This window comes from Cryobacterium arcticum, from assembly GCF_001679725.1.
Lineage (GTDB): Bacteria > Actinomycetota > Actinomycetes > Actinomycetales > Microbacteriaceae > Cryobacterium > Cryobacterium arcticum_A.
On record NZ_CP016282.1, the window covers coordinates 1,065,453 to 1,088,401 of the forward strand.

General features: G+C 69.5%; 23 protein-coding genes and 1 tRNA gene. 16 read left to right on the forward strand and 8 right to left on the reverse strand.

Annotation, left to right across the window (positions count from 1 at the left end):
- Nucleotides 1-116: 116 nt before the first annotated feature.
- Genes PA27867_RS21350 through PA27867_RS04740 form a run of 3 tightly spaced genes read left to right on the forward strand, consistent with a single transcriptional unit; the run spans nt 117 to nt 4,195 of the window.
- The gene (locus PA27867_RS21350) at nt 117-2,330 is read left to right on the forward strand and encodes an ABC transporter ATP-binding protein (protein ID WP_335582779.1); all 2,214 of its coding nucleotides are present in this window, start codon (nt 117-119) and stop codon (nt 2,328-2,330) included.
- Nucleotides 2,306-3,880, forward strand: a complete 1,575-nt coding sequence (locus PA27867_RS04735; protein WP_066593956.1) for a hypothetical protein — start codon at nt 2,306-2,308, stop codon at nt 3,878-3,880. The genes PA27867_RS21350 and PA27867_RS04735 overlap by 25 nt, the downstream gene beginning before the upstream one ends.
- A gap of 18 nt (nt 3,881-3,898) precedes the next feature.
- The gene (locus PA27867_RS04740) at nt 3,899-4,195 is read left to right on the forward strand and encodes a DUF3039 domain-containing protein (RefSeq protein ID WP_066593958.1); all 297 of its coding nucleotides are present in this window, start codon (nt 3,899-3,901) and stop codon (nt 4,193-4,195) included.
- 22 nt (nt 4,196-4,217) lie between these two features.
- Here the strand turns inward: PA27867_RS04740 and PA27867_RS04745 are convergent, their stop codons facing one another.
- The gene (locus PA27867_RS04745) at nt 4,218-5,555 is read right to left on the reverse strand and encodes a nicotinate phosphoribosyltransferase (protein ID WP_084020700.1); all 1,338 of its coding nucleotides are present in this window, start codon (nt 5,553-5,555) and stop codon (nt 4,218-4,220) included.
- 158 nt (nt 5,556-5,713) lie between these two features.
- Complete coding sequence (locus tag PA27867_RS04750; protein ID WP_066599126.1) at nt 5,714-6,946, reverse strand: beta-ketoacyl-[acyl-carrier-protein] synthase family protein; 1,233 nt, start codon at nt 6,944-6,946, stop codon at nt 5,714-5,716.
- Between the two features lie 178 nt (nt 6,947-7,124).
- Between PA27867_RS04750 and murI the strand changes: the two genes are divergently transcribed.
- The 4 genes from murI (at nt 7,125) to PA27867_RS04770 (ending at nt 10,351) form a co-directional block, all read left to right on the forward strand.
- Nucleotides 7,125-7,997: a glutamate racemase gene (gene murI, locus PA27867_RS04755; protein ID WP_066593959.1), complete on the forward strand. Its 873-nt coding sequence runs from the start codon at nt 7,125-7,127 to the stop codon at nt 7,995-7,997.
- The gene (gene rph / locus PA27867_RS04760) at nt 7,994-8,728 is read left to right on the forward strand and encodes a ribonuclease PH (protein WP_066593960.1); all 735 of its coding nucleotides are present in this window, start codon (nt 7,994-7,996) and stop codon (nt 8,726-8,728) included. The genes murI and rph overlap by 4 nt, the downstream gene beginning before the upstream one ends.
- Nucleotides 8,725-9,315 (forward strand): RdgB/HAM1 family non-canonical purine NTP pyrophosphatase, encoded by a 591-nt coding sequence (gene rdgB, locus PA27867_RS04765; protein ID WP_066599129.1) that lies wholly within the window; start codon nt 8,725-8,727, stop codon nt 9,313-9,315. Before rph ends, rdgB begins: the two co-directional genes overlap by 4 nt.
- Before the next feature lie 115 nt (nt 9,316-9,430).
- Entirely contained in the window at nt 9,431-10,351 is a 921-nt protein-coding gene (locus tag PA27867_RS04770; protein WP_066593964.1) for a cation diffusion facilitator family transporter, read from the forward strand.
- A gap of 15 nt (nt 10,352-10,366) precedes the next feature.
- Here the strand turns inward: PA27867_RS04770 and PA27867_RS04775 are convergent, their stop codons facing one another.
- The 4 genes from PA27867_RS04775 to PA27867_RS04790 all read right to left on the reverse strand — a co-directional run bounded on the left by PA27867_RS04775 (nt 10,367) and on the right by PA27867_RS04790 (nt 12,762).
- Nucleotides 10,367-11,098, reverse strand: coding sequence for a DedA family protein (locus PA27867_RS04775; protein WP_066593965.1), 732 nt, complete (start codon nt 11,096-11,098; stop codon nt 10,367-10,369).
- 108 nt (nt 11,099-11,206) lie between these two features.
- On the reverse strand, nt 11,207-11,884 hold the full coding sequence (locus PA27867_RS04780; protein ID WP_066593966.1) for a DedA family protein: 678 nt from the start codon (nt 11,882-11,884) through the stop codon (nt 11,207-11,209).
- A 3-nt stretch (nt 11,885-11,887) separates the two neighbouring features.
- Nucleotides 11,888-12,550 carry a heme oxygenase (biliverdin-producing) gene (locus tag PA27867_RS04785; protein WP_066593967.1) on the reverse strand — a complete coding sequence of 221 codons (663 nt, stop codon included), beginning with the start codon at nt 12,548-12,550 and terminating at the stop codon, nt 11,888-11,890.
- A 130-nt stretch (nt 12,551-12,680) separates the two neighbouring features.
- Nucleotides 12,681-12,762, reverse strand: a tRNA-Leu gene (locus PA27867_RS04790).
- A gap of 100 nt (nt 12,763-12,862) precedes the next feature.
- Here PA27867_RS04790 and PA27867_RS04795 point away from each other — a divergent pair.
- The 9 genes from PA27867_RS04795 (at nt 12,863) to PA27867_RS04835 (ending at nt 20,601) form a co-directional block, all read left to right on the forward strand.
- Entirely contained in the window at nt 12,863-14,095 is a 1,233-nt protein-coding gene (locus tag PA27867_RS04795; protein WP_066593968.1) for a CpaF family protein, read from the forward strand.
- Nucleotides 14,092-14,952, forward strand: coding sequence for a type II secretion system F family protein (locus tag PA27867_RS04800; RefSeq protein WP_066593972.1), 861 nt, complete (start codon nt 14,092-14,094; stop codon nt 14,950-14,952). Before PA27867_RS04795 ends, PA27867_RS04800 begins: the two co-directional genes overlap by 4 nt.
- Nucleotides 14,940-15,884, forward strand: a complete 945-nt coding sequence (locus PA27867_RS04805) for a type II secretion system F family protein (RefSeq protein ID WP_236900839.1) — start codon at nt 14,940-14,942, stop codon at nt 15,882-15,884. The genes PA27867_RS04800 and PA27867_RS04805 overlap by 13 nt, the downstream gene beginning before the upstream one ends.
- A 58-nt stretch (nt 15,885-15,942) precedes the next feature.
- Nucleotides 15,943-16,128: a hypothetical protein gene (locus tag PA27867_RS04810; RefSeq protein WP_066593976.1), complete on the forward strand. Its 186-nt coding sequence runs from the start codon at nt 15,943-15,945 to the stop codon at nt 16,126-16,128.
- Between the two features lie 8 nt (nt 16,129-16,136).
- On the forward strand, nt 16,137-16,565 hold the full coding sequence (locus PA27867_RS04815; RefSeq protein WP_066593981.1) for a TadE/TadG family type IV pilus assembly protein: 429 nt from the start codon (nt 16,137-16,139) through the stop codon (nt 16,563-16,565).
- Nucleotides 16,537-17,010, forward strand: coding sequence for a hypothetical protein (locus PA27867_RS04820; RefSeq protein ID WP_066593983.1), 474 nt, complete (start codon nt 16,537-16,539; stop codon nt 17,008-17,010). The genes PA27867_RS04815 and PA27867_RS04820 overlap by 29 nt, the downstream gene beginning before the upstream one ends.
- A 5-nt stretch (nt 17,011-17,015) precedes the next feature.
- Entirely contained in the window at nt 17,016-17,474 is a 459-nt protein-coding gene (locus tag PA27867_RS04825; RefSeq protein ID WP_066599134.1) for a pilus assembly protein TadG-related protein, read from the forward strand.
- A 154-nt stretch (nt 17,475-17,628) separates the two neighbouring features.
- Complete coding sequence (phoA, locus tag PA27867_RS04830; protein ID WP_066593988.1) at nt 17,629-19,563, forward strand: alkaline phosphatase; 1,935 nt, start codon at nt 17,629-17,631, stop codon at nt 19,561-19,563.
- Between the two features lie 153 nt (nt 19,564-19,716).
- Nucleotides 19,717-20,601 carry an EamA family transporter gene (locus PA27867_RS04835; protein ID WP_066593990.1) on the forward strand — a complete coding sequence of 295 codons (885 nt, stop codon included), beginning with the start codon at nt 19,717-19,719 and terminating at the stop codon, nt 20,599-20,601.
- A 217-nt stretch (nt 20,602-20,818) separates the two neighbouring features.
- On the opposite strand, the gene rmuC is transcribed toward PA27867_RS04835, so the two are convergent.
- Nucleotides 20,819-22,144 carry a DNA recombination protein RmuC gene (gene rmuC / locus PA27867_RS04840; RefSeq protein WP_066593992.1) on the reverse strand — a complete coding sequence of 442 codons (1,326 nt, stop codon included), beginning with the start codon at nt 22,142-22,144 and terminating at the stop codon, nt 20,819-20,821.
- A gap of 101 nt (nt 22,145-22,245) precedes the next feature.
- Nucleotides 22,246-22,863, reverse strand: coding sequence for an exonuclease domain-containing protein (locus PA27867_RS04845; protein WP_066593994.1), 618 nt, complete (start codon nt 22,861-22,863; stop codon nt 22,246-22,248).
- Nucleotides 22,864-22,949: the final 86 nt, after the last annotated feature.

Consider the following 22,949-nt stretch of genomic DNA (forward strand, 5'->3'; position numbering starts at 1 on the left):
GTATCGCCGTCGAAAGCGGCACCCCAGCGGACCGCCCCCCTCAGCCTGCTTCTGCTACCAGCGGCGCGCCGAAAATCGCGCCGAAGACCGCAGCGAAGCCACCCCGTAAGGCCCCCGTGCGCAAGCCGAGCACGCCCGATTCCGCGACGGCGGCGTCCGGTTCGGCGACGTCCGACTCAGCGTCCGACGAGGCAGCCCCGGCCAAGCCCGTGCGGAGCACCACCCGCGCGCCGCGTAAGCCGGCCGCCCCGCGAGCCGGCACGGCCGCTCGCAGCTCGGCCGCCGCGAAGACCTCGACGGATGCAGCCCAGCCCAAGACCCCTGCCGCTGCAACGGCAGACTCTACGACGAGCGACTCCGCAACTACGGACTCCGCAACGGGCGCATCTTCCGCCGCACCGGCCACCGCGGCCGAGCGCGTCTCCGTGACCCGCACCCCGGCCGCGCGCACGTCGCCGGTCGCCAAGGCCACCCGGCTGCCGGCAACCACCACGTCCACGGCCGACACCGCCGAGGCCGTCGCGGTCGCGGCCGCAGCCGCCGATGGTGACCCGGCGACGGCGTCCAGCGCCACGGCGGGGGAGTCCGCCGCCACGAAGCCCAAGACCACCCCGGCTCGCACCACCTCCGCCCGCACGGCGGCGTCGAAGGCCGCTGCCGCCAAGGCCGCGGCAGCGAAGACCGAGTCGGCGACCAAGGCCGGGGCTGCCCGCACCGCGGCGACCAAGGCCGCCGCGGCGAAGTCGGCTGCGGCGCGCGCCGCTGCCACCTCCGCTCGCACGGCTGCGGCCGCTGCCGCGCGTGCCGCCGCCGTTGCCGCTGCCAGTGCCGACGCCGAATCCGCCGATCCCGCTGTCTCCGGCCAGGCGCCGACCGTGCCGGGCCAGGCCTCGACCGCCGCACCGGTCACCGACGCACCAGGCACCGACGCGCCTGCCGCTGTCGTTCCCGCCGCTGAGGTGTCCGCACCTGTCGTCACTGAACCCACCGCATCCGAAGCACCCGCTGCCGGCCAGTCCGCGCCCGTGCGCGACGCGGCCGTGACGGACGACCCGCCGGTCTCCGACCTGGCCCAGGCCGACCCGCCCACGGTCGTGCTTTCCGACCTGACGGACCCGGCAACCGACGGCGACGAGGGCGCGACTCGCGTCCTCACCGTCACGGCCGACCCGGCCGACCTGGCCGACGAAGAAACCGTTGAAGCCGCACCAAAGCCCGTCGCCGCTACGGCTCCCGCCGCGCGGCGTCCGTTCTGGCGACTGCCGCGGTTGGGCGGCAGAGACGCTGCGGAGTCATCGGTCGCCGGCGCGGCCGTGGCATCTGCAGCTGCGGCCAATGCCTCGACCGCAGCGCCCGTGGCCGACAGCGCCGCCGTAGCCGCCGCCGACCCCTCGGCCGCCGCCGATGCTGCACCGGCGACCGGCGCCACCCCGGTGAGCCTGGTCGACGCCGCAACCACGCCTGCTGAGAAGTCTGCAACGAAGCCTGCAACGACCACCCCGCGCATCGAGCCCGTGCTCCGTAAGCCCCTGCCGCCGCGCACCGGTGCCACGATCGTCAGCGACTCCGCCCCGGTGGAGATCGCTGTCAATGGCCTCAACAAGCGCTTCGGCCAGAACGTCGCCGTGGCGGGAGTCGACCTCGAGGTTCGATCGGGCTCGTTCTACGGCATCGTCGGCCCCAACGGGGCGGGCAAGACCACGACCCTGTCGATGATCACCGGACTGCTCCGGCCCGACTCGGGCTCCATCCACGTGCACGGCATCGACGTGTGGGCCGACCCCGTCGCCGCCAAGCGCGCCATCGGCGTGCTGCCCGACCGCTTGCGTCTCTTCGACCGCCTCACCGGCGCCCAGTTGCTCTACTACGCCGGCGTGCTCCGCGGCCTGGAGAGCGAGACGGTGCGCACTCGCTCGGCCGACCTAGCTGCCGCTTTCGGCCTCGAGGGCGCTCTGAACCGTCTGGTGGCCGACTACTCGGCCGGCATGACCAAGAAGATCGCCCTGGCCTGCGCGATGATCCACTCGCCGCGCGTGCTGGTGCTCGACGAGCCGTTCGAGTCGGTCGACCCGGTTTCCGCGGTCAACGTCACCGAGATCCTGCAGCGCTACGTCGCCGCAGGGGGCACGGTCATCCTCTCCAGCCACGGCATGGACCTCATCCAGCGGGTCTGTGACCACGTGGCCATCATCGTGCAGGGCTCGGTCCTCGCGTCGGGAACGATCGACGAGGTACGCGGAAACGTGTCGCTCGAAGAACGCTTCGTCGACCTGGCCGGCGGACGAAAGGTTGCGGAGGGCCTGGAGTGGTTGCACAATTTCTCGGACTGAAACTGAGGCTCCTCGCCAATCTCTTCCGGCGTAGCCCGTGGCAGGTCGTGGGGGTCGTGCTCGGCCTGATCTACGGATTGCTCGTGGCGGCGGCCCTGGTGGCCATGCTCATCGCGTTCCGTTTTGTCGACGATGTGGGCACCATCCGTGACGGGCTCATCGTGGTGGGCTCGATCGTCGTGCTCGGCTTCATCCTCGTGCCGCTGGTCTTCGGCGTCGACGACAGCATGGACCCGCGCAAGTTCTCCACCCTGGGCATCCCGACGAAGGACCTGTGCCTGGGCCTGGCCGTCTCGTCGCTGGTCGGCGTGCCCGCGGCCACCTTGACGCTGGTGCTTCTGGGCACCATCGTCACCTGGTCACGCGGTGTGGGGGAGACCCTGTTCGCGATCATCGCGGCGGCACTGCTGCTGGGCACCTGCATGCTTGCATCGCGGGTGAGCACCTCCATCGCCGCCTTCCTGCTCTCCACCCGCCGCTCGCGGGAGTTCACCGGCATCGTCGGCATCCTGCTGATCGTCATGATCACGCCCGTCGTGGTGCTGCTGGTCAATGTGGACTGGAGCAAGTACGGCCTCGACCTGCTCGGCGGGTTCGCGGCCATCCTGGGTTGGACGCCGCTGGGCGCCGCCTGGGCCGTGCCGGGCGACGCAGCCGCCGGAGACTGGGGCACGTCATTCCTCCGCCTGTTGATCGCCGCAGGCACCCTGTACCTGCTTTGGCTGGCCTGGCAGGGTCTGGTGGCCCGGATGCTCGTGAGCCCCGGCCGGGAGGCTCAGGCGCGCGCCTACGGCGGTCTGGGCTGGTTCGACCGCATGCCGCACAACCCGGTCGGAGCCATCGCCGCCCGCAGCATCACCTACTGGGGACGCGACCCGCGCTACTGGGTGTCGCTGATCATGATTCCGATAGTGCCGGTGCTGGTGATCCTGCCGCTCGCGGTAGCCGGGATGCCCATCGAGTACTTGGCCCTGGTGCCGGTGCCGCTCATGTGCGTCTTCCTCGGTTGGACATTGCACAACGACGTCGCCTACGACCACACCGCGATCTGGCTGCACGTGGTCTCCGGACCCCGCGGATTCGCCGACCGGGTCGGCCGGCTGGTACCCGCCTTCTTCGTCGGTATCCCGTTGATCGGGCTCGGCTCGGCCATCAGCGTCAGCGTCTACGGTGACTGGGCGGTCCTGCCCGGTGTGCTCGGCGTGAGCACCTGCATCCTTCTAGCGGGTCTTGGCTTCTCCAGCTACACCTCCGCCCGGTTCCCGTACCCGGCCACGAAGCCCGGCGACAGCCCCTTCGCGCAGCCGCAGTCCTCGGACACGGCGGCCGCGGTCATCCAGTCGTTCACCTTCGTGGGATCGATCATCGTCGCGTTGCCCGCCATCGTCTGCGCGGTGCTGGGAATCTTCGTCGACCCGCTCTGGAACCTGCCCGCCCTGTACTGGGGTCTCGGTATCGGCTTCGTGGTGCTCGTCGGCGGCATCTGGCTCGGCTCGCGCACCTTCGAACGCCGTGGACCGGAGATGCTCTCCTCCGCTTTGCGCGCGTAGCTGCATACACTTGATGGCATGACACACGACATTCGAGCGAGCATCGCTGAGCCCGGCCGGGGCCCCGGAACCGGTGGCGGAACGTCCACCCTCGACCGTGAACTCGAGGAACTACTCAACCAGGACCAGATCGAGCCGGGTGACCACGAACGGTTCTCCCACTACGTGCCCAAGGACAAGATCCTCGAGTCCGCCATGACCGGCAAGCCGGTCAAGGCGCTGTGCGGCAAGAAGTGGCTGCCGGGGCGCGACCCGGAGAAGTTCCCGGTGTGCCCGACCTGCAAGTCCATCTACGAGAAGATGAAGCAGGACTGACCCTCCGCAGCTCAGCTGGTGATCAGGCGAAGACCGTCGGGATCACCGCGTCGCCGCGGCCCAGCCGGAATGCGTCCACGGGCAGTTCCCGCATGGCGGCAGCGTTCTGCTCGCGGGCCAGCCGGGTGCCGGATGGGCCCAGGTACCGTTCGTCCACCACTCCGGCCTGCATGAGCGGCACCAGGAGCGAACGCTCCGTGGCGCTGCCGGGCTGGGCGGCGGCATCCGTCGCCGCGGCGACCGCGGGGCCGTCGTCGTCCACCAGCACCACCTCTTCCTGGGCGATGCCGGCCGCGTCCAGGCGGCGCAAGGCGTTCTTGCGTCCGCCGACCGAGGCCTTCGACGCGGATGTCTTGGCCACCGACACCCATTGGTCCGCGTCGTCCTTGTGCGCCACGAGCTTGTAGACCATGCCGGCCGCCGGGGCGCCGGATCCGGTCACGAGCGAGGTGCCCACCCCGAACGCATCGACGGGGGACGCCGACAGGGCGGCAATCGAGTACTCGTCGAGGTCGCTGGTCACGGTGATGCGGGTGTTCACGGCGCCCAGAGAGTCCAGCTGCGCGCGCGCGGCGGCCGCGACGGTGGGCAGGTCGCCGGAGTCGATCCGGATCGAGCCCAGGCCGGTGCCTGCCACGGCCACAGCGAGCTCGATACCCCGCTCGATGTTGTAGGTGTCCACCAGCAGGGTGGTGGACGTGCCGAAGGCGTCCACCTGGGCGCGGAAGGCATCCTCTTCGCTGTCGTGCAGCAGAGTGAAGGAGTGCGCGGCCGTGCCCATGGTGGGGATGCCCCAGCTGCGGCCCGCCTCGAGGTTGCTGGTGGCGGCGAATCCGGCGATGTACGCGGCGCGGGCGGCGGCCACAGCGGAGTATTCGCCGGTGCGGCGCGAACCCATCTCGGCCAGCGGGCGGCCCAGGCTCACCGACACCATCCGGGCGGCGGCGCTGGCGACGGCACTGTCGTAGTTGAGCACGCTGAGGATGAGCGTCTCGAGCACCACGCACTCGGCGAAGGTGCCGTCGACCTGGATCAGCGGGGAGCCGGGGAAGTACGCGTCGCCCTCGCGGTAGCCCCAGATGTTGCCGCTGAAGGAGTAGTCCGCCAGCCAGTCGAGGGTGGGCGGGCGCACCACGTCATTGGCGCGCAGCCAGTCGAGCTCGGCGTCGCCGAAGCGGAAGTCCCGGATCAGATCGAGCAGCCGGCCGGTGCCGGCCACGATGCCGTAGCGCCGGCCCGAGGGCAGCCGCCGGGCGAAGGCCTCGAACATGCACTCCCGGTTGGCGGTGCCGCTCTGGATGGCGGCATCCACCATGGTGAGTTCGTAGCGGTCGGTTCGTAGCGCAGAAGACTCGGTCACGCGGGCAAGCCTAGCCGCCCGGCCTGTCCGGCCGCGGTCCGCAGGCCGAGCTGTCTGCCGGTCGGGCTGTCCGCCGGTCGGCCGGACTGTTTGGTGAGATGCCCGCGCGTCACCCGGGCCGCCCGGAGTGGGCGGCTGCAGGGTGACTCGGGGAAGGCCTACAGGGCGCCGAAGGCGACGATGCAGTTCTGGCCGCCGAAGCCGAACGCGTTCACCAGGGCGTGCTTGATCGGCTGGATCCGCGCGGTGAGCGGCGTGTAGTCCAGGCCGCACTCCGGGTCGGGGGTGCGCAGGTTGATGGTGGGCGGCACGATGCCGTTCTTGATCGACAGGGCGCCGATCAGGGCGGACAGCGCCCCAGCCGCACCGATCATGTGCCCGGTCATCGACTTGGGCGCCGTGATAGAGATCTTGTCGGCGAAGTGCCGCAACGACTGACGGATGGCCAGCGTCTCAGCCTTGTCGTTCGCCTGGGTGGACGTGCCGTGGGCCACGATCATGTCGATGTCGGCCGGGTTGAGCTTGCTCCGGTCGAGGGCCCGGGTGATCGCCTGGCTGGCGTACTGGCCGGACGGGTCGGGGGCCACGATGCTGAAGCCGTCGCTGGTGAGGGCGCCGCCGAGCACCTCGGCGTAGACACGGGCTCCGCGGGCCTTGGCGTGCGAGAGCAGCTCCATGACGAACACCACGGCGCCCTCGCCGAAGACGAGACCGTTGCGGTTGGCGTCGAACGGGCGGCTGGCCTCGGCAGGCACCTCGTTGTGGGTGGACGCCGCGTGCATGGCGTTGAGGCCGGCGAACATCACCGGGGTGATGGCCGCTTCGACGCCGCCGGCGATGACGACGTCGGCGTCGCCCATCACGAGCATGGTGCGGGCCTCGAGCAGCGCGTATGCGCCGCTGGCGCAGGCCAGGGCGCTCGCGTTGACCGGGCCGTGCACGCCCAGATCAATGGCGATCTCACAGGCGGCCATGTTCATCAGGGATGACGGCACGAAGCGGGGAGAGATACGTCGGGGGCTGCCGGCGTTGACGTGCTCGGTCGCATCTTGGATTTCGGCGTAGCCGGAGACCGCACTGTTGACGATGACGGCCGTGTGGATGCCCTCCATCGACGGACCGAAGCCGGCGTCGGCGACGGCCTCGCGGGCCGCGGCGATGGCCATCTGCGAGGCGCGGGAGGCGCGCTTGGCCTGCTTGACCGACATGCGGGTGACGGGGTCGAACCCCTTGACCTCGCCGGCGATCTGAGTGGGCAGGTCCGTGGCGTCGAACTGCGTAATGCGAGCCACTCCGCTGCGGCCGTTGGTGAGGCCGTCCCAGGTCTCGGTCCACGAATTACCGAGCGGTGTGAGGGCCCCGAGTCCGGTGATTACGACGCGATCAGTCATGACGATCATCTCCTCAGACGGCACGAGGGACGTCTTACGGTGCGGCTCTGCCTGGTTGGCCTGGCCCATATGCCGAGTGTAGTTACGGGTATATGCAGCCCCACGTACGTTGGAGCGTTCTGGGCATATGGCGGTGTCACGCCAGGTGAAATGCCGAACCCGGTTAGGCTTGATTGTTGTGACGGATGCACCGATTGGGATTTTCGACTCCGGCGTCGGCGGGCTCACCGTCGCCCGGGCCATCAAGGACCAACTGCCCAACGAATCCATTCTGTATATCGGTGACACGGCGCATTCGCCGTACGGGCCGAAGAAGATCGCCGACGTGCGCGAGTACGCGCTCGAGGTGCTCGACGACCTGGTGGCCCAAGATGTGAAGTTGCTGGTAATCGCCTGCAACACCGCTTCGGCCGCCGTGTTGCGCGATGCCCGGGAGCGGTACAGCGTCCCCGTGATCGAGGTGATCCAGCCCGCGGTGCGCCGTGCGGTCGGCACCACGCGCAACAAGAGGGTGGGCGTGGTCGGCACCGCCGGAACCGTGAACTCACGCGCGTACAACGACGCGTTCGCCGCGGCCACCGACATCCAGCTGTTCTCGCAGGCCTGCCCGCGCTTCGTCGAGTTCGTCGAATCCGGGGTGACCACCGGAGCCGAGGTGCTGCGGGTCGCCGAGGAGTACCTCGCCCCGCTCAAGGCCGCCGACGTGGACACGCTCGTGCTCGGCTGCACCCACTACCCGTTCCTGCGCGGCGTGATCTCCTACGTCATGGGCGACGCAGTGACCCTGGTCTCCAGCCACACCGAGACCGCGAACGATGTCTACCGCACCCTGGTGGGCCAGCACCTCGAACGGGTCGAAACCGCACCCCCCAGCTACCGCTACGAAGCCACCGGCGACAGCGCCGACGACTTCCTGCGGCTCGCCCATCGCCTGCTCGGCCCGGAGATCTCCCGGGTCGACCTGGTTGCCACGGGCACCATCAGTCTCAGCGAGGTGGCCAGACTGGCCGCATCGTCCACCACCCCGCGTCTTTTCAAGGAGAACCCGTGACCGACATCCTGCGTGCCGACGGCCGTACCAACGACCAGCTGCGTCCCGTGACCATCGAACGCGGCTGGAGCGAGCAAGCCGAAGGCTCCGCCCTCATCTCGTTCGGCCGCACCAAGGTGCTCGCCACGGCCTCGTTCACCAACGGTGTGCCCCGCTGGATGGCCGGCAAGGGCAAGGGCTGGGTGACCGCCGAGTACTCGATGCTGCCCCGCTCCACGAACTCCCGCATGGACCGCGAATCGGTCAAGGGCCGCATCGGCGGCCGCACCCACGAGATCAGCCGTCTGATCGGTCGCAGCCTCCGCGCCGTGGTGGACATGAAGGCCCTCGGCGAGAACACCATCGTCATCGACTGCGACGTGCTGCAGGCGGATGGCGGCACCCGCACCGCCGCGATCACCGGAGCGTACGTGGCCCTGGCCGACGCCCTCGAATGGGGCCGCGAGAAGAAGTTCATCGCCCAGAAGGCTCAGCCGCTCACCGACAGCGTCGCCGCCGTCTCGGTGGGCATCATCGCCGGAGTGCCGATGCTCGACCTGGCGTACACCGAAGACGTGCGCGCCGAGACCGACATGAACGTCGTCGTCACCGGCCGGGGCAAGTTCATCGAGGTGCAGGGCACCGCCGAGGGCGCTCCGTTCGACCGCAGCGAGCTCGACTCCCTGCTGGACCTCGCCCTCGGCGGAGCCATCACGCTCACCGACCTGCAGAAGACCACGCTGGGCCGCTGATGCGCGTCGTTCTCGCCACCCACAACGCCCACAAGGTCGAGGAGCTGCGCCGGATCCTCGCGCCCATGCTGCCGGGCCTGGAGGTTCTGGCCTACGACGGGCCGGAGCCGGTCGAGAACGGCGCCACCTTCACCGAGAACGCACTGATCAAGGCGCGGGCCGCCGCCGCGCACACGGGGTTGCCGGCCATCGCCGACGACTCGGGCATCTGCGTGGACGTGCTGGGCGGCGCCCCCGGCATCTTCTCCGCGCGTTGGGGCGGCCCCGCCCGGGACTCAGAGGAAAACCTGCGCCTACTGCTCTGGCAGATCAGCGATATGGCCGACGAACACCGCGCGGGGCACTTCACCTGCGTGGCCGCGTTGGCCCTGCCGAGCGGCGAGGAACGCGCCGTCACGGGGGAGTGGCCTGGCCGCATCCTGCACGCCCCGGCCGGCGCCGGCGGGTTCGGTTACGACCCGATCTTCCAGCCCGACGGGCACGATGTCTCGGCGGCCGAGCTGCCCGCCGAGGTGAAGAATGCCCAGAGTCACCGAGCCATCGCGTTTGCCGCGCTCGGCCCCGTGTTGACGGAGCTTTTGGGCTGATCAGAACCGTAGTCGGCTCAAGGGTGCCGGCGGCAGCACGCCAGCTGAGAACGGCACTCATTCCCAACTAGCGGCGGGGCTCGCTTTCGCCCCGGCAGGCTCGTACCGTGGAGGCATGGGCCACGATCACGCATCCTCGTCAACGCGCAATCGGTCGCGTCTGTCGATCGTGATCGGCATCGTCGCGGTGGTTCTCGTCGCCGAGGTCATCGGCGCGTGGATCACCGGCTCCCTGGCCCTGCTGGCCGATGCCGGGCACATGTTCTCCGACCTCGCCGGCCTCATCATCGCGCTCACGGCCACGGTCGTCGCGGCCCGCCCGGCGACCGACCGGCAGACGTTCGGCTACCAGCGCGCCGAGGTGTTCGGGGCCATGCTGAACGGTCTCATCCTGCTCGTGGTGGCGGGGTTCGTGGTCTTCGGCGCGGTGAACCGGCTGGTGCAAGCAGACCCGCCCGAGGTGTTGGCGATGCCGATGCTCGTCGTCGCCGTGATCGGCCTGCTCGCCAATGTGGTGGGCATCCTGCTGCTGCGCCCGGCGGCCGCCGGCTCCATCAACATGCGCGGCGCCTATCTCGAGGTGCTGGGGGATGCGTTGGGCTCGGTGGCCGTGATCGTCGCGGCCGTGCTCATTCTCACCACGGGATTCGCGCAGGCCGACTCCATCGCCTCGCTCGTGATCGCCGCGATGATCGTGCCGCGGGCCATCGGCCTGCTACGCGACGTGGTGCGTGTGTTCAGCGAGTCGACGCCCGCCGACACGGACGTGCAGGAGATCCGGCAGCACCTGCAGGACACCCCGGGGGTCGTAGCCGTGCACGACGTGCACGTCTGGGCCATCACGTCGGGCTCGCACGTCTTCAGCGCTCACGTGGTCGTCGAGCCGGAGTTGCTGGCCTCAGGCCGGGCGGGAGAGCTGCTGAGTGAGCTGTCTGAATGCCTGTCGCATCATTTCGACGTGGAGCACTCCACGTTCCAACTCGAACCGGCCGACCATGCGGCGGATGCCGGTCACACGCTGCACTCGCACCGCTGACCCGCGCGTCGGGCCTTACGCCTCGTGCTTGCCGTCCTTGTTGGTGTCAAAGGTCTCGGGGTCGAGCACGAGCTTCTTGCCGTCGACGACCCCGGCGCGGGCCTCGCGGCGGGCCTTCACCATCGACTGCACGTAGTGGTAGATGGTGGGCAGCAGGGTGAGCACCACGGCGCCGAGCAGGATCAGGTCGATGTAGGCGCGTACGAAGTCCGCCAGCGGCGGGATGTACCCCAGGAAGTAGCCGAAGAAGGTGAGCCCGGCGCCCCAGATCATGGCGCCGATGAAGTTGTACAGGCTGTACTTGCGGTAGTCCATGTGCCCGACGCCGGCGGCGACCGGGGCGAAGGTGCGCACGATCGGCACGAAGCGGGCGGCGATCACGGCGAAGCCGCCGAAGCGCACGAAGAAGGCGTTGGTGCGTTGCACGTTCTTGACGCTGAAAAGCCCGGATTCCTTGCGTTCGAACACTCGCGGGCCGAGGCGGTGGCCGATCAGATAGCCCACCTCGCCGCCGAGGAAGGCGGCGGCCCCGATGGCCAGGGCGACCCACCAGATATCGATCTTGATGATGTCGAAGAAGACGAACAGGCCGGTGATCACCAGCAGGGTGTCGCCGGGCAGCAGGAATCCGATCAGGAGGCCCGTCTCGGCGAAGACGATCGCGCAGACGCCCAACAGAGCCCAGGGTCCGAATCCGTTGATAAGGATCTCCGGGTCGAGCCACGGGATGAGTGCGGTGTTAATCACGAAGAAAACTCCAGTCGTCGGCGGCTAGATCGGCCAGTCGGCGGTGATCGCGTGCGTCGCTACAGGTTATCGCGTAAACCGGGCCGGAAACCCTGATCAAGGGGTGGGCTAACCCCCCAAAGTGTTGTGAGGACCGGTGCTGGTCTGCGCCTCGAGCCGGGTCTGGGCGCGGTCGGCCAGCCAGGTGCGCAGGCCGAAGACGATCGACGCAGTGATGAAGAACGCGGCGATCACGTATGCCGCGCTCTTGACGCCGGGGATCGCGGCGGCGTAATAGCCGGTCAGGGTGATGCCCACGCCCCAAGCCAGGGCTCCGACCACGTTGCTGGAGAGGAACTTGTAGTAGTTCATCCGTCCGACGCCCGCCACGACGGGCACGAACACCCGCGCCCAGGGCATGAACCGGGCCACGACAACGGCCCACCAGCCGTACTTGAGGTAGAACGACTCGGTTTTCACGATGGCCAGCTGGGTGCGGCGTCCGCCGCGCCGGTCCAGGTAGCCCCGGCCGTAGCGGCGGCCGAGCAGGAATCCCACCTGGTCGCCGAGGAAGGCGGCGATGCCGATGCCGACCGCGAGGACGACGATGTTGAGGTTCGAACTCGACGCGGCGACCAGCCCGGACCCGAAGAGCAGGGAGTCGCCCGTGATGAACGGGATGAAGACGCCCAGGAACAGAGCGGTGCCCGCGAACACGAGCGCCCAGACCAGCAGGTAGAACAACACAACGCCGGTGCTCGCGAGGAAATCGCTGAGCTGGCCGTCGAGTGCCGCCGTGCGCAGCATCGGCTAGTTCGCCAACCCGTCGAAGACTGCACCGTTGTAGGTGAATGCCGCATCGACCTCGGCGACGAGAGTGTCCACGTCGGTGGGTGCCAGCGAGAGGGCGTTGAGCCGGTCCCGGTACGCGCGCTTGTACTGCACGATGTTGTTGATCGCGTCGAACCTGTAGAAGCCGAGCTGCTCGGGCTCCGCACCGTAGTGACGGGCCACGAGCGAGGCGATCGCCTGGCCGCCGGAGAGGTCGCCGAGGTAGCGCGTGTAATGGTGCGCCAGGCAGCGCACGCTGTCGGCGTTGGTGAGCGACTGCAGGTGTTCGATGTACGCGGTGGTGGCGGGCAGCGGCGGGTGCTCGTGGCGCCAGTCCTGCACGCCGAGCGCGGCGAGGTCGCTCTCGATGGCGGGCAATCGCTCCAGGTCGGGATCGAAGAGGTCAAGATGGTCGATCTGGGACACCCGGTCGACGAGTTGTTCGAGGGCCTCGTAAACCCAGGCGTACTGACCGAGGTAGCGCGTGTAGTCCTCGAGCGAGAGGTGGCCGCTCATCAACTCGGTGATGAAGGACCGGGTCTCGGTGTCGCGGTGCTGGCCACTGGAACTTGCCCGAAGGTACTCGGCCAGGCTCGGCTGCTGGTCCAGGGTGTGCGGGGTGGTGCCGTGGGTCGCGGTCATGGGAACCGATCTGCTGGGGGACGGGTAAGGCAATCCTAACCTAAGCAGAATCCAGTGGCCAGAATTGAGAGAAGTTCTCTGTGGCAGCGGAGTCGGTCAGCTTCTGTGTGCTGACGCCGACGCCCGTCGGTGCGGGAGAAGGGACTTGAACCCTCACGCCTTCCGGCACAGGTACCTAAAACCTGCGTGTATACCAATTTCACCACTCCCGCGGGTGCGGCTCCAGTCTAGAGTGCCCGCTGTTTCGGTGCCGAAAACGGCCCCTGTGGATAACTCCCACGCGCCGTGGGGCTTCTGCAGCAGGATGCCTACATGAGCGAGGCCGTGCGGATCATCACCGAGCAGGTGCGGCTGCGTGTGCGCCGGGACGGCGTCGACCTGGCCGGCGACGGCACCCTGACCGACCAGTACGTGCGCGACGAGGTGCGCCGGTACAGCGAACGCGCCCTCGGCGGGTCCGCGCCGCTGCTCGCCGACGAGTTCCAGGCCGCCCGCGAGGTGGTCGCCGCCCTCACCGGGTTCGGGGCGCTGCAGCCGTTCCTGGACGACCCCGATATCGAGGAGATCTGGATCAACGCGCCCAGCCGGGTGTTCGTGGCCCGCGACGGCGTGCCGGAGCTGACGACCATGGTGCTCACCGAACGCGAGGTGCGCGACCTCGTCGAACGGATGCTGCAGGCCTCCGGCCGCCGTGTCGACCTGTCCTCCCCGTTCGTCGACGCCTCCCTGCCCGATGGGTCGCGACTGCACGTGGTGATCCCCGACATCACCCAGCGGTTCTGGTCGGTGAACATCCGCAAGTTCACCCGGCGCATCCGGGATCTCACCCAGCTTGTGGCGCTCGGGGCGCTCACCCAGCCGGCCGCCGACTTCCTGCGGGTGTGCGTGCGGGGCGGGCAGAACATCCTGGTCTGCGGGGCGACGCAGACCGGGAAGACCACCCTGCTCAACGCGCTGCTCTCGGCGGCCCCGCGCACCGAACGCATCATCACGGTGGAGGAGACCTTCGAGCTGAGCGTGGCCGGCCGGGACGTCGTGGCGATGCAGTGCCGACAGCCCAGCCTGGAGGGCACCGGAGAGATCACCCTGCGCCGCCTGATCAAGGAGTCGCTGCGGATGCGACCCGACCGGCTCGTGGTGGGCGAGGTGCGGGAGGCCGAGAGCCTGGACCTGCTCATCGCACTGAACAGTGGACTGCCGGGCATGTGCTCCATCCACGCCAACAGCGCCAGGGACGCGCTCGCCAAGCTGTCGACATTGCCGCTGCTTGCGGGCCGCAACATCGACTCGTCGTTCGTGCTGCCCACTGTGGCCGGCTGCATCGACATCGTCGTGCACTGTGAGATGGATCGGCACGGCCGGCGTCGGGTGACCGAGATCATTGCGCCGAGTGGCCAGCTCACCGGCGCCACGATCGAGGCCAGTCCACTGTTCCTGATGAACAACGGCGTCCTCGAGCACACCGGCGGCTTCCCCACCAAGCTCGCCAAGTTCCGCGCCGCCGGGCTTGACCCCGCCGACGTGCTGCGGAGGGGAGCGGCATGACGCTTGTGCTGGGCAGTCTCCTGGGCGCCGGGCTGGTGCTGCTCAGCGCGCCGTTCCTCTGGCCGTCCAGCCGTTCCGGCCGCCGCGGCAGCCGGTTGACGGATGGCTGGCGTGCGCGCCTCGCCCAGGCCGGCATGGGTGGGCTGCCGCTGTCGGTGTTCGCAACGGTCTCCTGGGTGCTGGCGGTGGCGGCCGCGGCGCTCGCCGAGGCGATCCTCGGAGTACGGGCGCTGACCGTGGTGGCCGGGGTGCTCTGGCTGATCCTGCCCAGCCTCATCGTGCTGTGGCGGGCCCGCGCCCGACGTCGGCTCAATCGCACGGTGTGGCCTGACGTCGTGGACCATCTGGTCTCCGCCGTGCGCTCGGGTCTCGCTCTGCCCGACGCGGTGAGCAGCCTGGCGCAGTCGGGTCCGGTGCTGACCCGGGTGTCGTTCGCCGAGTTCGAACGCGACTACCGCGCCACCGGCAATTTCGGTTACAGCGTCGACAAGCTCAAGAGCTCCCTGGCCGACCCGTTCGCCGACCGACTGCTGGAGACCCTCCGCATGGCGCGGGAGGTGGGCGGCAGCGACCTCACCGTGGTGTTGCGCAGCCTGTCCAGTTGGCTGCGGCAGGATGCGGCGGTGCGCGCCGAGGTGGAGGCCAAACAGTCCTGGGTGGTCAACGCCGCCCGCCTCGGGGTCGCCGCCCCCTGGATCGTGCTCGTGCTCATCAGCACCCGGCCCGAGGCGGCGCAGGCGTTCAACACCGCGGCGGGCACCGTCGTGATCCTCGGCGGCCTCACGGTCTCCGTGCTGGCCTACCGGGTGATGCTCGCCCTGGGCCGGTTGCCCGAGGAACGCCGGTGGTTCCAGTGACCGCGCTGGCCTGGGGTGCGTTCTTCGGCGCGGTGCTCGGCATCGGGCTGTGGTCATTGGTGAGCCTCACCCCGCGATTGAGCCGGCCCCGGCTGGCGAACCGGTTGGCGCCATACCTGTTGGACGTCTCCGGGGAGGCCCGGGTGTTCGTCGGCCGTCGCTCCATCGACCCCATCCCCGTGCTGGGCACGCTGTTCTCGCCCGTGTTCGAGTCGCTCGCGCAGGCCCTCGCCAGCGCGCTGGGCGGCGCCGAGGCCGTGGACCGCCGGCTGCGGCAATCCGGGTCCACCCGCACGGTCGAGGCGTTCCGCTCGGAGCAACTCGCCTGGGCGTTGATCGCCGCCGCGACCGCGCTGCTCGTGGTGATCGGCACACCCCTTGGCCGCGGGTGGCCGCTCATCGTGCAGGTCGCCGCGCCCGTCACGGCAGCGGCGGCCGGTGTGGTGCTGCGCGACACGGTGCTCAAACGGGCCGCCACGGCGCGGCTGGACCGCATCGACAGCGAACTGCCCACCATCCTCGAGTTCCTCATGTTGTCCCTGGCCGCCGGCGAGGGCATCCTCGACGCTCTCCGCCGGGTGTCCGGCAGCACGTCGGGGGAGCTGTCGCGGGAGTTCGCCGGGTTGATCCACGACGTGCACGCTGGAGCGTCCGTCACGACCGCGCTCACCGAACTGTCCCGGCGGATGCGGCTGACCTCGCTGACCCGCTTCGTGGACCAGGTCGTCGGCGCGATCGACCGGGGGTCTCCACTGGCCGAGGTGCTGCGGGCGCAGGCCCAGGACGGCCGCGAGGAAGCCAAGCGCACCCTGCTCGAGGCCGCCGGGAAGAAGGAGATGGCCATGATGGTGCCGCTGGTCTTCCTGATCCTGCCGATGACCATCCTGTTCGCGATCTTCCCCGGCCTGTTCGTGCTGCAGGCCGGGTTCTAGGTCTTTTGCCCGAACCATCCTGTTCCACCGTGCACCACCCCAGAGAAAGCAGGACACCGTGAGTCTCACCACCCAGCTGTACAACCGTTTCCGCGCCGGGCTGCACGATGACCGGGGCGATGTGCCCGGATGGGTCTTGATCACGTTGATGACGGCAGGCCTCGTGATGATCATCTGGGGCCTGGCCGGACCCGCGCTCAGCGGCATCTTCGAGCAGGCCATCAACCGGGTCAGCGGCATCTGACCGTCGTCATGAGCCTGCGCCGCAGCATCCGGGGCAGCGTCGTCAGAGTCCGGTGGGGCGACGCCGAGCGTGGCACGGCGGTGGCCGAATTCGTGATGGTGGCCGCCCTCCTCACCGGCCTCACCCTGGCGGTGCTGCAGCTGGCGTTGGCGCTGCACATCCGCAACACCGTGCTGGATGCCGCCGCCGAGGGTGCCCGGTATGCCGCCCTGGCGGACAGCGGCCTCGGCCAGGGCGCCGAGCGCAGCCGGGACCTCATCACGGCGGCGCTCGGCCCGGCCTACGCTGCCGACGTGACGGCCGACTACACGGCGGTGGCGGGGCAGCCAGGAGTGCGGGTGCGGGTCGTGGCCCCGCTGCCGCTGTTCGGGCTGTTCGGTGTGGCCGACGGGCTGGAGGTGGAGGGGCATGCCGTCGTGGAGGGGTCAGTGGGCTGAACGCCGGTCGATGCTGACGGGCGAGACCGGATCGGCCTCGCTGGAGTTCATCACCGTCGGGCTGATCCTGCTCGTTCCTCTGGTCTACCTGATTCTGGCCATGTCGGTGCTGCAGGGCGGCGCGCTCGCGGTGGAGGGCGCCGCCCGGCAAGCCGCCCGCGTGTACGTGCTGGCGCCCAATTCCGCCGACGCCGAGGCCCGAGCCGAGCGGGCCGTCCTGGTGGGTTTGGCCGACTACGGAATTGACGCCGACGCCGCCGAGGTGAGCATCACCTGCGCTGGCGGGGGAGCCTGCCTGAGCCGGCGCAGCGTGGTGACCGTGACCGTTCGGCTGCAGGTGGCCCTGCCGTTCGTGCCCGGGGTCCTCACCCAGTCCCACGGCGGGAGCATCCCGCTGCAGTCGTCGGCGACCCAGACCGTGTCCCGGTTCTGGCACGAGGGGTGAGGCCGGTGCGGCGACCGTGGGCACGACGCATCCGTGGTGAGCACGGCGACGAGGGTTCCACGCTGCTGCTGACGATCTTCTACGGCTTCCTCGCCCTGGTGGTGGTGCTGATCGTGGTGGCCGCGACCAGCCTCTACCTCGAGCGCAAGCAGCTCTTCACCCTCGCGGATGGCGCGGCGCTCGCCGCAGCTGAATCGTTCCGGCTCGACGCGGTCGCGATCGACTCCGGGCAGTTGCACGCCGCACTGACCACCCCGGAGATCCGGGCTGCCGCGACCGGATACCTCGCCGCCGCCCGCCACCCCGGGCTGGAAGACTTGACGCTGACCCGCGCCGACACCGTGGACGGCCAGAGCGCCACCATCACCCTGCAAGCCTGGTGGCGCCCGCCCGTGCTCACCCTGTTCGTGCCCGACGGCCTGCCTGTGCAGGTGACCGCGGTCGCGCGGTCGGTCTTCGGCTGACCCGTGTCTGGTCGTTCGCCGGGCTCCCGCACGAGCGGGCTTCGTGTGCTGTTCACCGTCGGTTCAGGTCCCGTCCCCGTCGCCCGTGTTCTCTTGTAGGCGTTGCTTCCGTCCGGAAAGTAACGCTGAGACACCTAGTCCAGGGGGAAACGCCGTGTTCCGTGCGTCCAAGTCATCCAATCACCGGCCCGGGCGCACCGCGCTCATGGCCGCCGCGACCGGCCTCATCGCCGGCGCCAGCATCCTCGCGCCGCTCGGCGCATACGCTGCCACCGACGATCACGGTGGAGCCGCTCGCAACAACGGCGACAAGACCTCAGCGATTCGCGAGTCCATCGTCGATGGGCCGGCGAAGAACGTCATCCTGCTGATCGGCGACGGCATGGGTGACAGCGAGATCACCGTGGCCCGTAACTATGCGGAGGGTGCGGCCGGTGAGTTCGCCGGTATCGACGCGCTGCCGTTGACCGGCCAGTACACGACCTACGCCCTCAACAAAGACGGCACCCCGAACTACGCGTCGGAATCGGCGTCGACCGCCAGCGGCTGGTCGACCGGGACGAAGACGAGCAACGGCGCCCTCTCGGTGGACATCTCCGGTAAGCCCCAGTCGACGCTTCTCGAACTGGCCAAGGCCAACGGCCTCCGCACCGGAAACGTGTCGACAGCGGAAATTCAGGATGCCACCCCCGGCGCGCAGATCGCCCACATCTCGGCCCGTGGTTGCTACGGACCCGTGAAGACCACGGCGAACTGCGCCAGCGAGTCGCTCGAGAAGGGCGGACTGGGCTCCATCTCCGAACAACTGCTCAACCTGCGCCCCGATGTGGTTCTCGGCGGCGGCTCGGCGACCTTCACCGAGAAGGCCGTGGCGGGCGACTGGGCCGGCAAGACGCTCTTCGAACAGGCCACCGCCCGCGGCTACCAACTGGTAGACAGCGCCGCCGGCCTCGACACGGTCACCGCCGCCGACCAGAGCGCACCGGTGCTCGGACTCTTCACCAAGGGCAACTTCCCCACCCGCTGGGTCGGCCCCGCAGCCACAGTCGGCGGCGGAAACCTCGCCCCGGTCTCGTGCACCGAGAACCCGGCGCGACTGAACACAGGGCTCTCCCTCGCCTCCCTGACCGACAAGGCCATCGACCTCCTGTCCGCCGACAGCGACCAGGGTTTCTTCCTCCAGGTCGAAGGCGCCAGCATCGACAAGCAGGACCACGCCGCGGATGCCTGCGGCCAGATCGGTGAGACCGTCGACCTCGACGAGGCCGTGCAGTCGGCCCTCGCGTTCGCCAAGGCCGACGGCAACACCCTGGTCGTGGTGACCGCCGACCACGCGCACACCAGCCAGATCGTGGGATCGACCCCGCCCGGCCTGAGCGTTGCGCTGACCACCGAAGAAGGATCGACCATGCTCGTGAGCTACGGCACCGCGAACGCCGGTGAGTCCCAGCAGCACACGGGATCCCAGGTGCGGATCGCCGGCTACGGCCCTGGAGCGGCGAACGTGCTCGGCCTGACCGACCAGACCGACCTGTTCTTCACGTCGTCCAACGCCCTGGCCCTGAACACCGACCTCCGATCGCTGAGCGCCGCAGCCACACTCACCCTGGACCAGCCCACCGTCGCCCCGGGCGCCGCATTCACCGGCACCGGCGCAGGGCTGAACGCAGACTGGCGGGTCGCCGGCAAGATCAGCACGTCCGGTTCCGCCGACCCACTGGGCACGGTTGACGTGATCGATGGCCAGGCCCTCATCACGGGAACCGCGCCGACGACTCCCGGGCAGTACACCGTCACCGCAACCGGTGCGCAAACCGGCGTATCCGTGTCGGCCCAGTTGACGGTTGCGGCAGCGGGAACGACACCGACGCCCACGGCCACGCCGACCCCGACGACCACCCCGGCCGCCGTCCTGCCCGGTGGCTCCACGAATGGTGGGGTGGGCGGGGTTGCCGCTGCCGTCGGCGCAGTTCTGGCCGCCACCGGTACGCAGGTGGCTCCGCTGATGGGAGCCGCCGCGCTGTTGCTGGCTGCGGGCGGGGCGCTCGTCTGGTTCCGTCGTCGCCGTCACGGCCTGACCGAGTCGTAGACACCGCCGTCGACCTGTCGACACGCCGCACCGACGAAGGCCGCCCCTCCAGGGCGGCCTTCGCCGCTGCTGGCGTGGCGTGGCACGCGGTCACGTGCCGGCGACCGGCCGGTATTCTCGTCAGAGTGCCGCATCCGGCGGCGGGGGAGAACTGTGACAGCCAAGCGTGACCGCCTCACCGGCGCCGGAGCCCAACTCGTCACCGAGGTGAGCATCAACTACGGCTCGTCCCTGGCCGGGCTGCTCATCCCCATGGTCGGGTCCCCGGTCGTCGTGGCCGTGCGCCAGCTCGTGATGGCCGTGGCCGTGCTTCCGTTCTACCGGCCGAAGTTCGTCACCTTCACCTGGGCTCGGCTCTGGCCGGCGCTCGCCCTCGGTGTGGTGCTCGCGGTGATGAACCTCACCTTCTACGAGTCGGTCGCCCGGCTCGGCCTCGGCGTGGCCGCCACCATCGAGTTCCTCGGCCCGTTCGCGGTGGCTCTCGCCGCTTCCCGCCGGGCGCTCGACTTCGTCTGCGCCGCGGCCGCCGCCGGCGGGGTGTTCCTGCTCACCTGGTCGGATGGCACGCTCGACCCGTTCGGCATCGCCCTGGCACTCACCGCCGCCGCGGCCTGGGCCGGCTACATCCTGCTGACCCGCCGGGTGGCCACCCAGCTGCCCGGCTTGGAAGGCATCACCATCGCCAGCCTCGTCAGCCTGGTGCTGCTCGTTCCGGTGGCTCTCGTCACCGTCGACTACGCGAAGCTCAACTGGGGCATCATCGGGCTGCTCGTCGCGGTGGGGCTGCTGTCGTCGGCGTTCCCGTACACGCTGGACACCTACATCCTCCGGCGCATCACCCCGAGGCTGTACGCGATCATCACGAGCTTCGGTCCCGTCGTCGCGGCGATCTTCGGTGTGCTGGTGCTCGGCGAGGTTCTCCTGTTCCAGCAGCAGCTGGCGATCCTCGTGGTGTGCGGCGCGGCCGGCGCCGCGATCGCCACGCAGCGCGAGCAACCGGTCTCCGACATCGAGCGCACCGCGCGCGCCATCCCGTAGCGGCTCATCCAGTGATGGCCTCGTAGCGGCGCAACTCTGGGCTGGGCCCGTCGTTCGAGGGACAGCTCAGCGCCGAGTTGCCGCACAGGTCCCCTTCGCGGCTTCTGAAGGGGCGCTTTGTGGCGACTCGTGAGGGCGTTCCTCGGCGATTCGCGGCAAGGTGCCCCTTCCGGGCGGCGGAGAGGGCACGTCGAGGCAACTCGCGACGTCGAGCGGCTCAGTCCCGGGTGGGGATCGCTTCCAGGGCGTCGGTCTCCAGCGCAGCCACGAACTCGTAGGCCACGAGCTCCCGGGGCGCCTCCTCGATGCCGACGAGCGGCGCGAGCACCTTCGACTCGTCGAGAGCGTTGAGCTTGCGGGCGGTGGGCAGCACCTGGCGTTCCATCGAGCCGACGAAGCCGTTGTAGTCCTTCACGGTGCGCTCGATGGCGCGACCGAGCTTCTCGATGTGCGTGGCGGTGGTGGCCAGCCGCGAGTAGAGCTCGCGGCTGAGGTCGAAGAGCACCTGCGCGTCGTGGGTGAGCACATCCTGCTGCCAGCTGAACGCCACGGTCTTCAGCACCGACCAGAGCGTGACGGGGGAAGCCAGGGCGACGCGCTTGCTGAACGCGAACTCCATCAGCGACGGGTCGGCCTCGAGCGCCGACGAGACCAGCGATTCGCTGGGAATGAAGGCGATCACGAGTTCGGGGGAGGCATCGAGGCCTTGCCAGTAGGCCTTGCTGCCCAGCGCCGTGACGTGGTCCCGCACGGCCTTGACGTGCGCCTTCATGAAGACGGCCCGCTGGGCGCCATCGGAACCCGTGGCCGTGGCGGGGATCTGGCTGGCCTCCAGGAACGCGGTGAAGGGCACCTTCGCGTCCACGGCGATGTTCTTGCCGCCGGGCAGGTGCACGACCATGTCGGGCCGGCCGGCGCCGGCATCCGAGTGGATGCTCGACTGCACATCGAAGTCGACGCGCTCGATGAGCCCGGCCGCCTCGACCACGCTGCGCAGCTGGGTCTCGCCCCAGACGCCGCGGGTGTTGTTGGCGCGCAGGGCGGAGGCGAGGGATTCGGCGGTGCTGCGCAGTCGCTCCTCGGATTCGGTGGCAGAGCGCAGCTGCTCGGTGAGCTCACCGTGCTGCAGGCTGCGCTGCTGCTCGAGCTCGGCGACTTTCTGCTGCATGGTCACCAGGCTGTCCTTGACCGGGGCGAGGGCCTGTAGTACCTGGCTCTCCTGCCGGTCCCGTTCGGTGCGGGCGGCCTGATCATCGCGCTGCCGGTCGACGATGTCACGGTACTGCCGCTTCTGGTCGGCGATCTGGTCGCGCAGCCCGTCGGCGGTGGCCTGCATCGACGCGAGTTCTTCGCGGAGCAGCGACTGCACGGCAGCCTCCCGGGCGCGCGTCTCGGCGAGCACCACCTGGTGCCGGGCGTCGAGAACGGCGGGATCCTCGCCCGTCGGGGTTGTCGACCGGCGGCGCTGGAGGAGCACGGCGCTGACCAGGGCGCCGACAACCGCACCGATGACAAGACCGAGGAGAAGCGCGAGGGGATCCATGCGGCCAGTCTGACAGCGGCCACCGACACGGCTGTGAAGCGGTGCGCGCGTCGCCGGGTGAGTCGTGCCGGGCGACGTGCGGTGGCGGATGCGGGGTGAGGCTAGTTCAGCGCCATCGGGCCGTGCGTGGCGCGGTGCTCCTGGGTGGCGACCGGGCCGATCACGCCCATGTTGACGCCGCAGATGCGGGCCAGGTCCTCGATGGTATCCGCTCCGTGCCTGTCGGCGGCGTGGATCATGATCGCGGCGCAGGCCTCGGAGTCCGCGAGCGCGTTGTGGTGCGAGAAGTCCTCGAACCCCGCGGCCATGGCGGCGACCGGCAAACGGTAGGAGTCCAGGTGGTAGGTCTTGCGCGCCACCTGCAGGCTGCACACGTAGCGGAAGTCGGGCACCGTCATCCCGGTGATCGTCGAGGCTGTCTTGATGACGCCCAGGTCGAAGCCCGCGTTGTGCGCCACGAGCACGTCGCCGTCGGCGAAGTCCACCAGATCGGGCAGCTGCTCCGACCAGCTCAGCGCATCCACGACCTGCTCGGGGTAGATGCCGTGGATCCGGATGTTCCACTCCAGGAACGCGTCGTGACCCAGCGGCGGGCGGATGAACCAGCCGATCTTGTCGACGACGACGCCGTCGCGCACCTTCACCAACCCCACGGAGCAGGCCGAGGCGGCCGAGGAGTTGGCGGTTTCGAAATCGATGGCGGTGAAGTTGACAGGCACGCCTCATGTTCTCACGCGCCACCGACGCTGCCGGGCGGGCAGGGCGGGGTGCCGTGGAACGTGTGCCGTCCGCTCGGCGCCGGGCG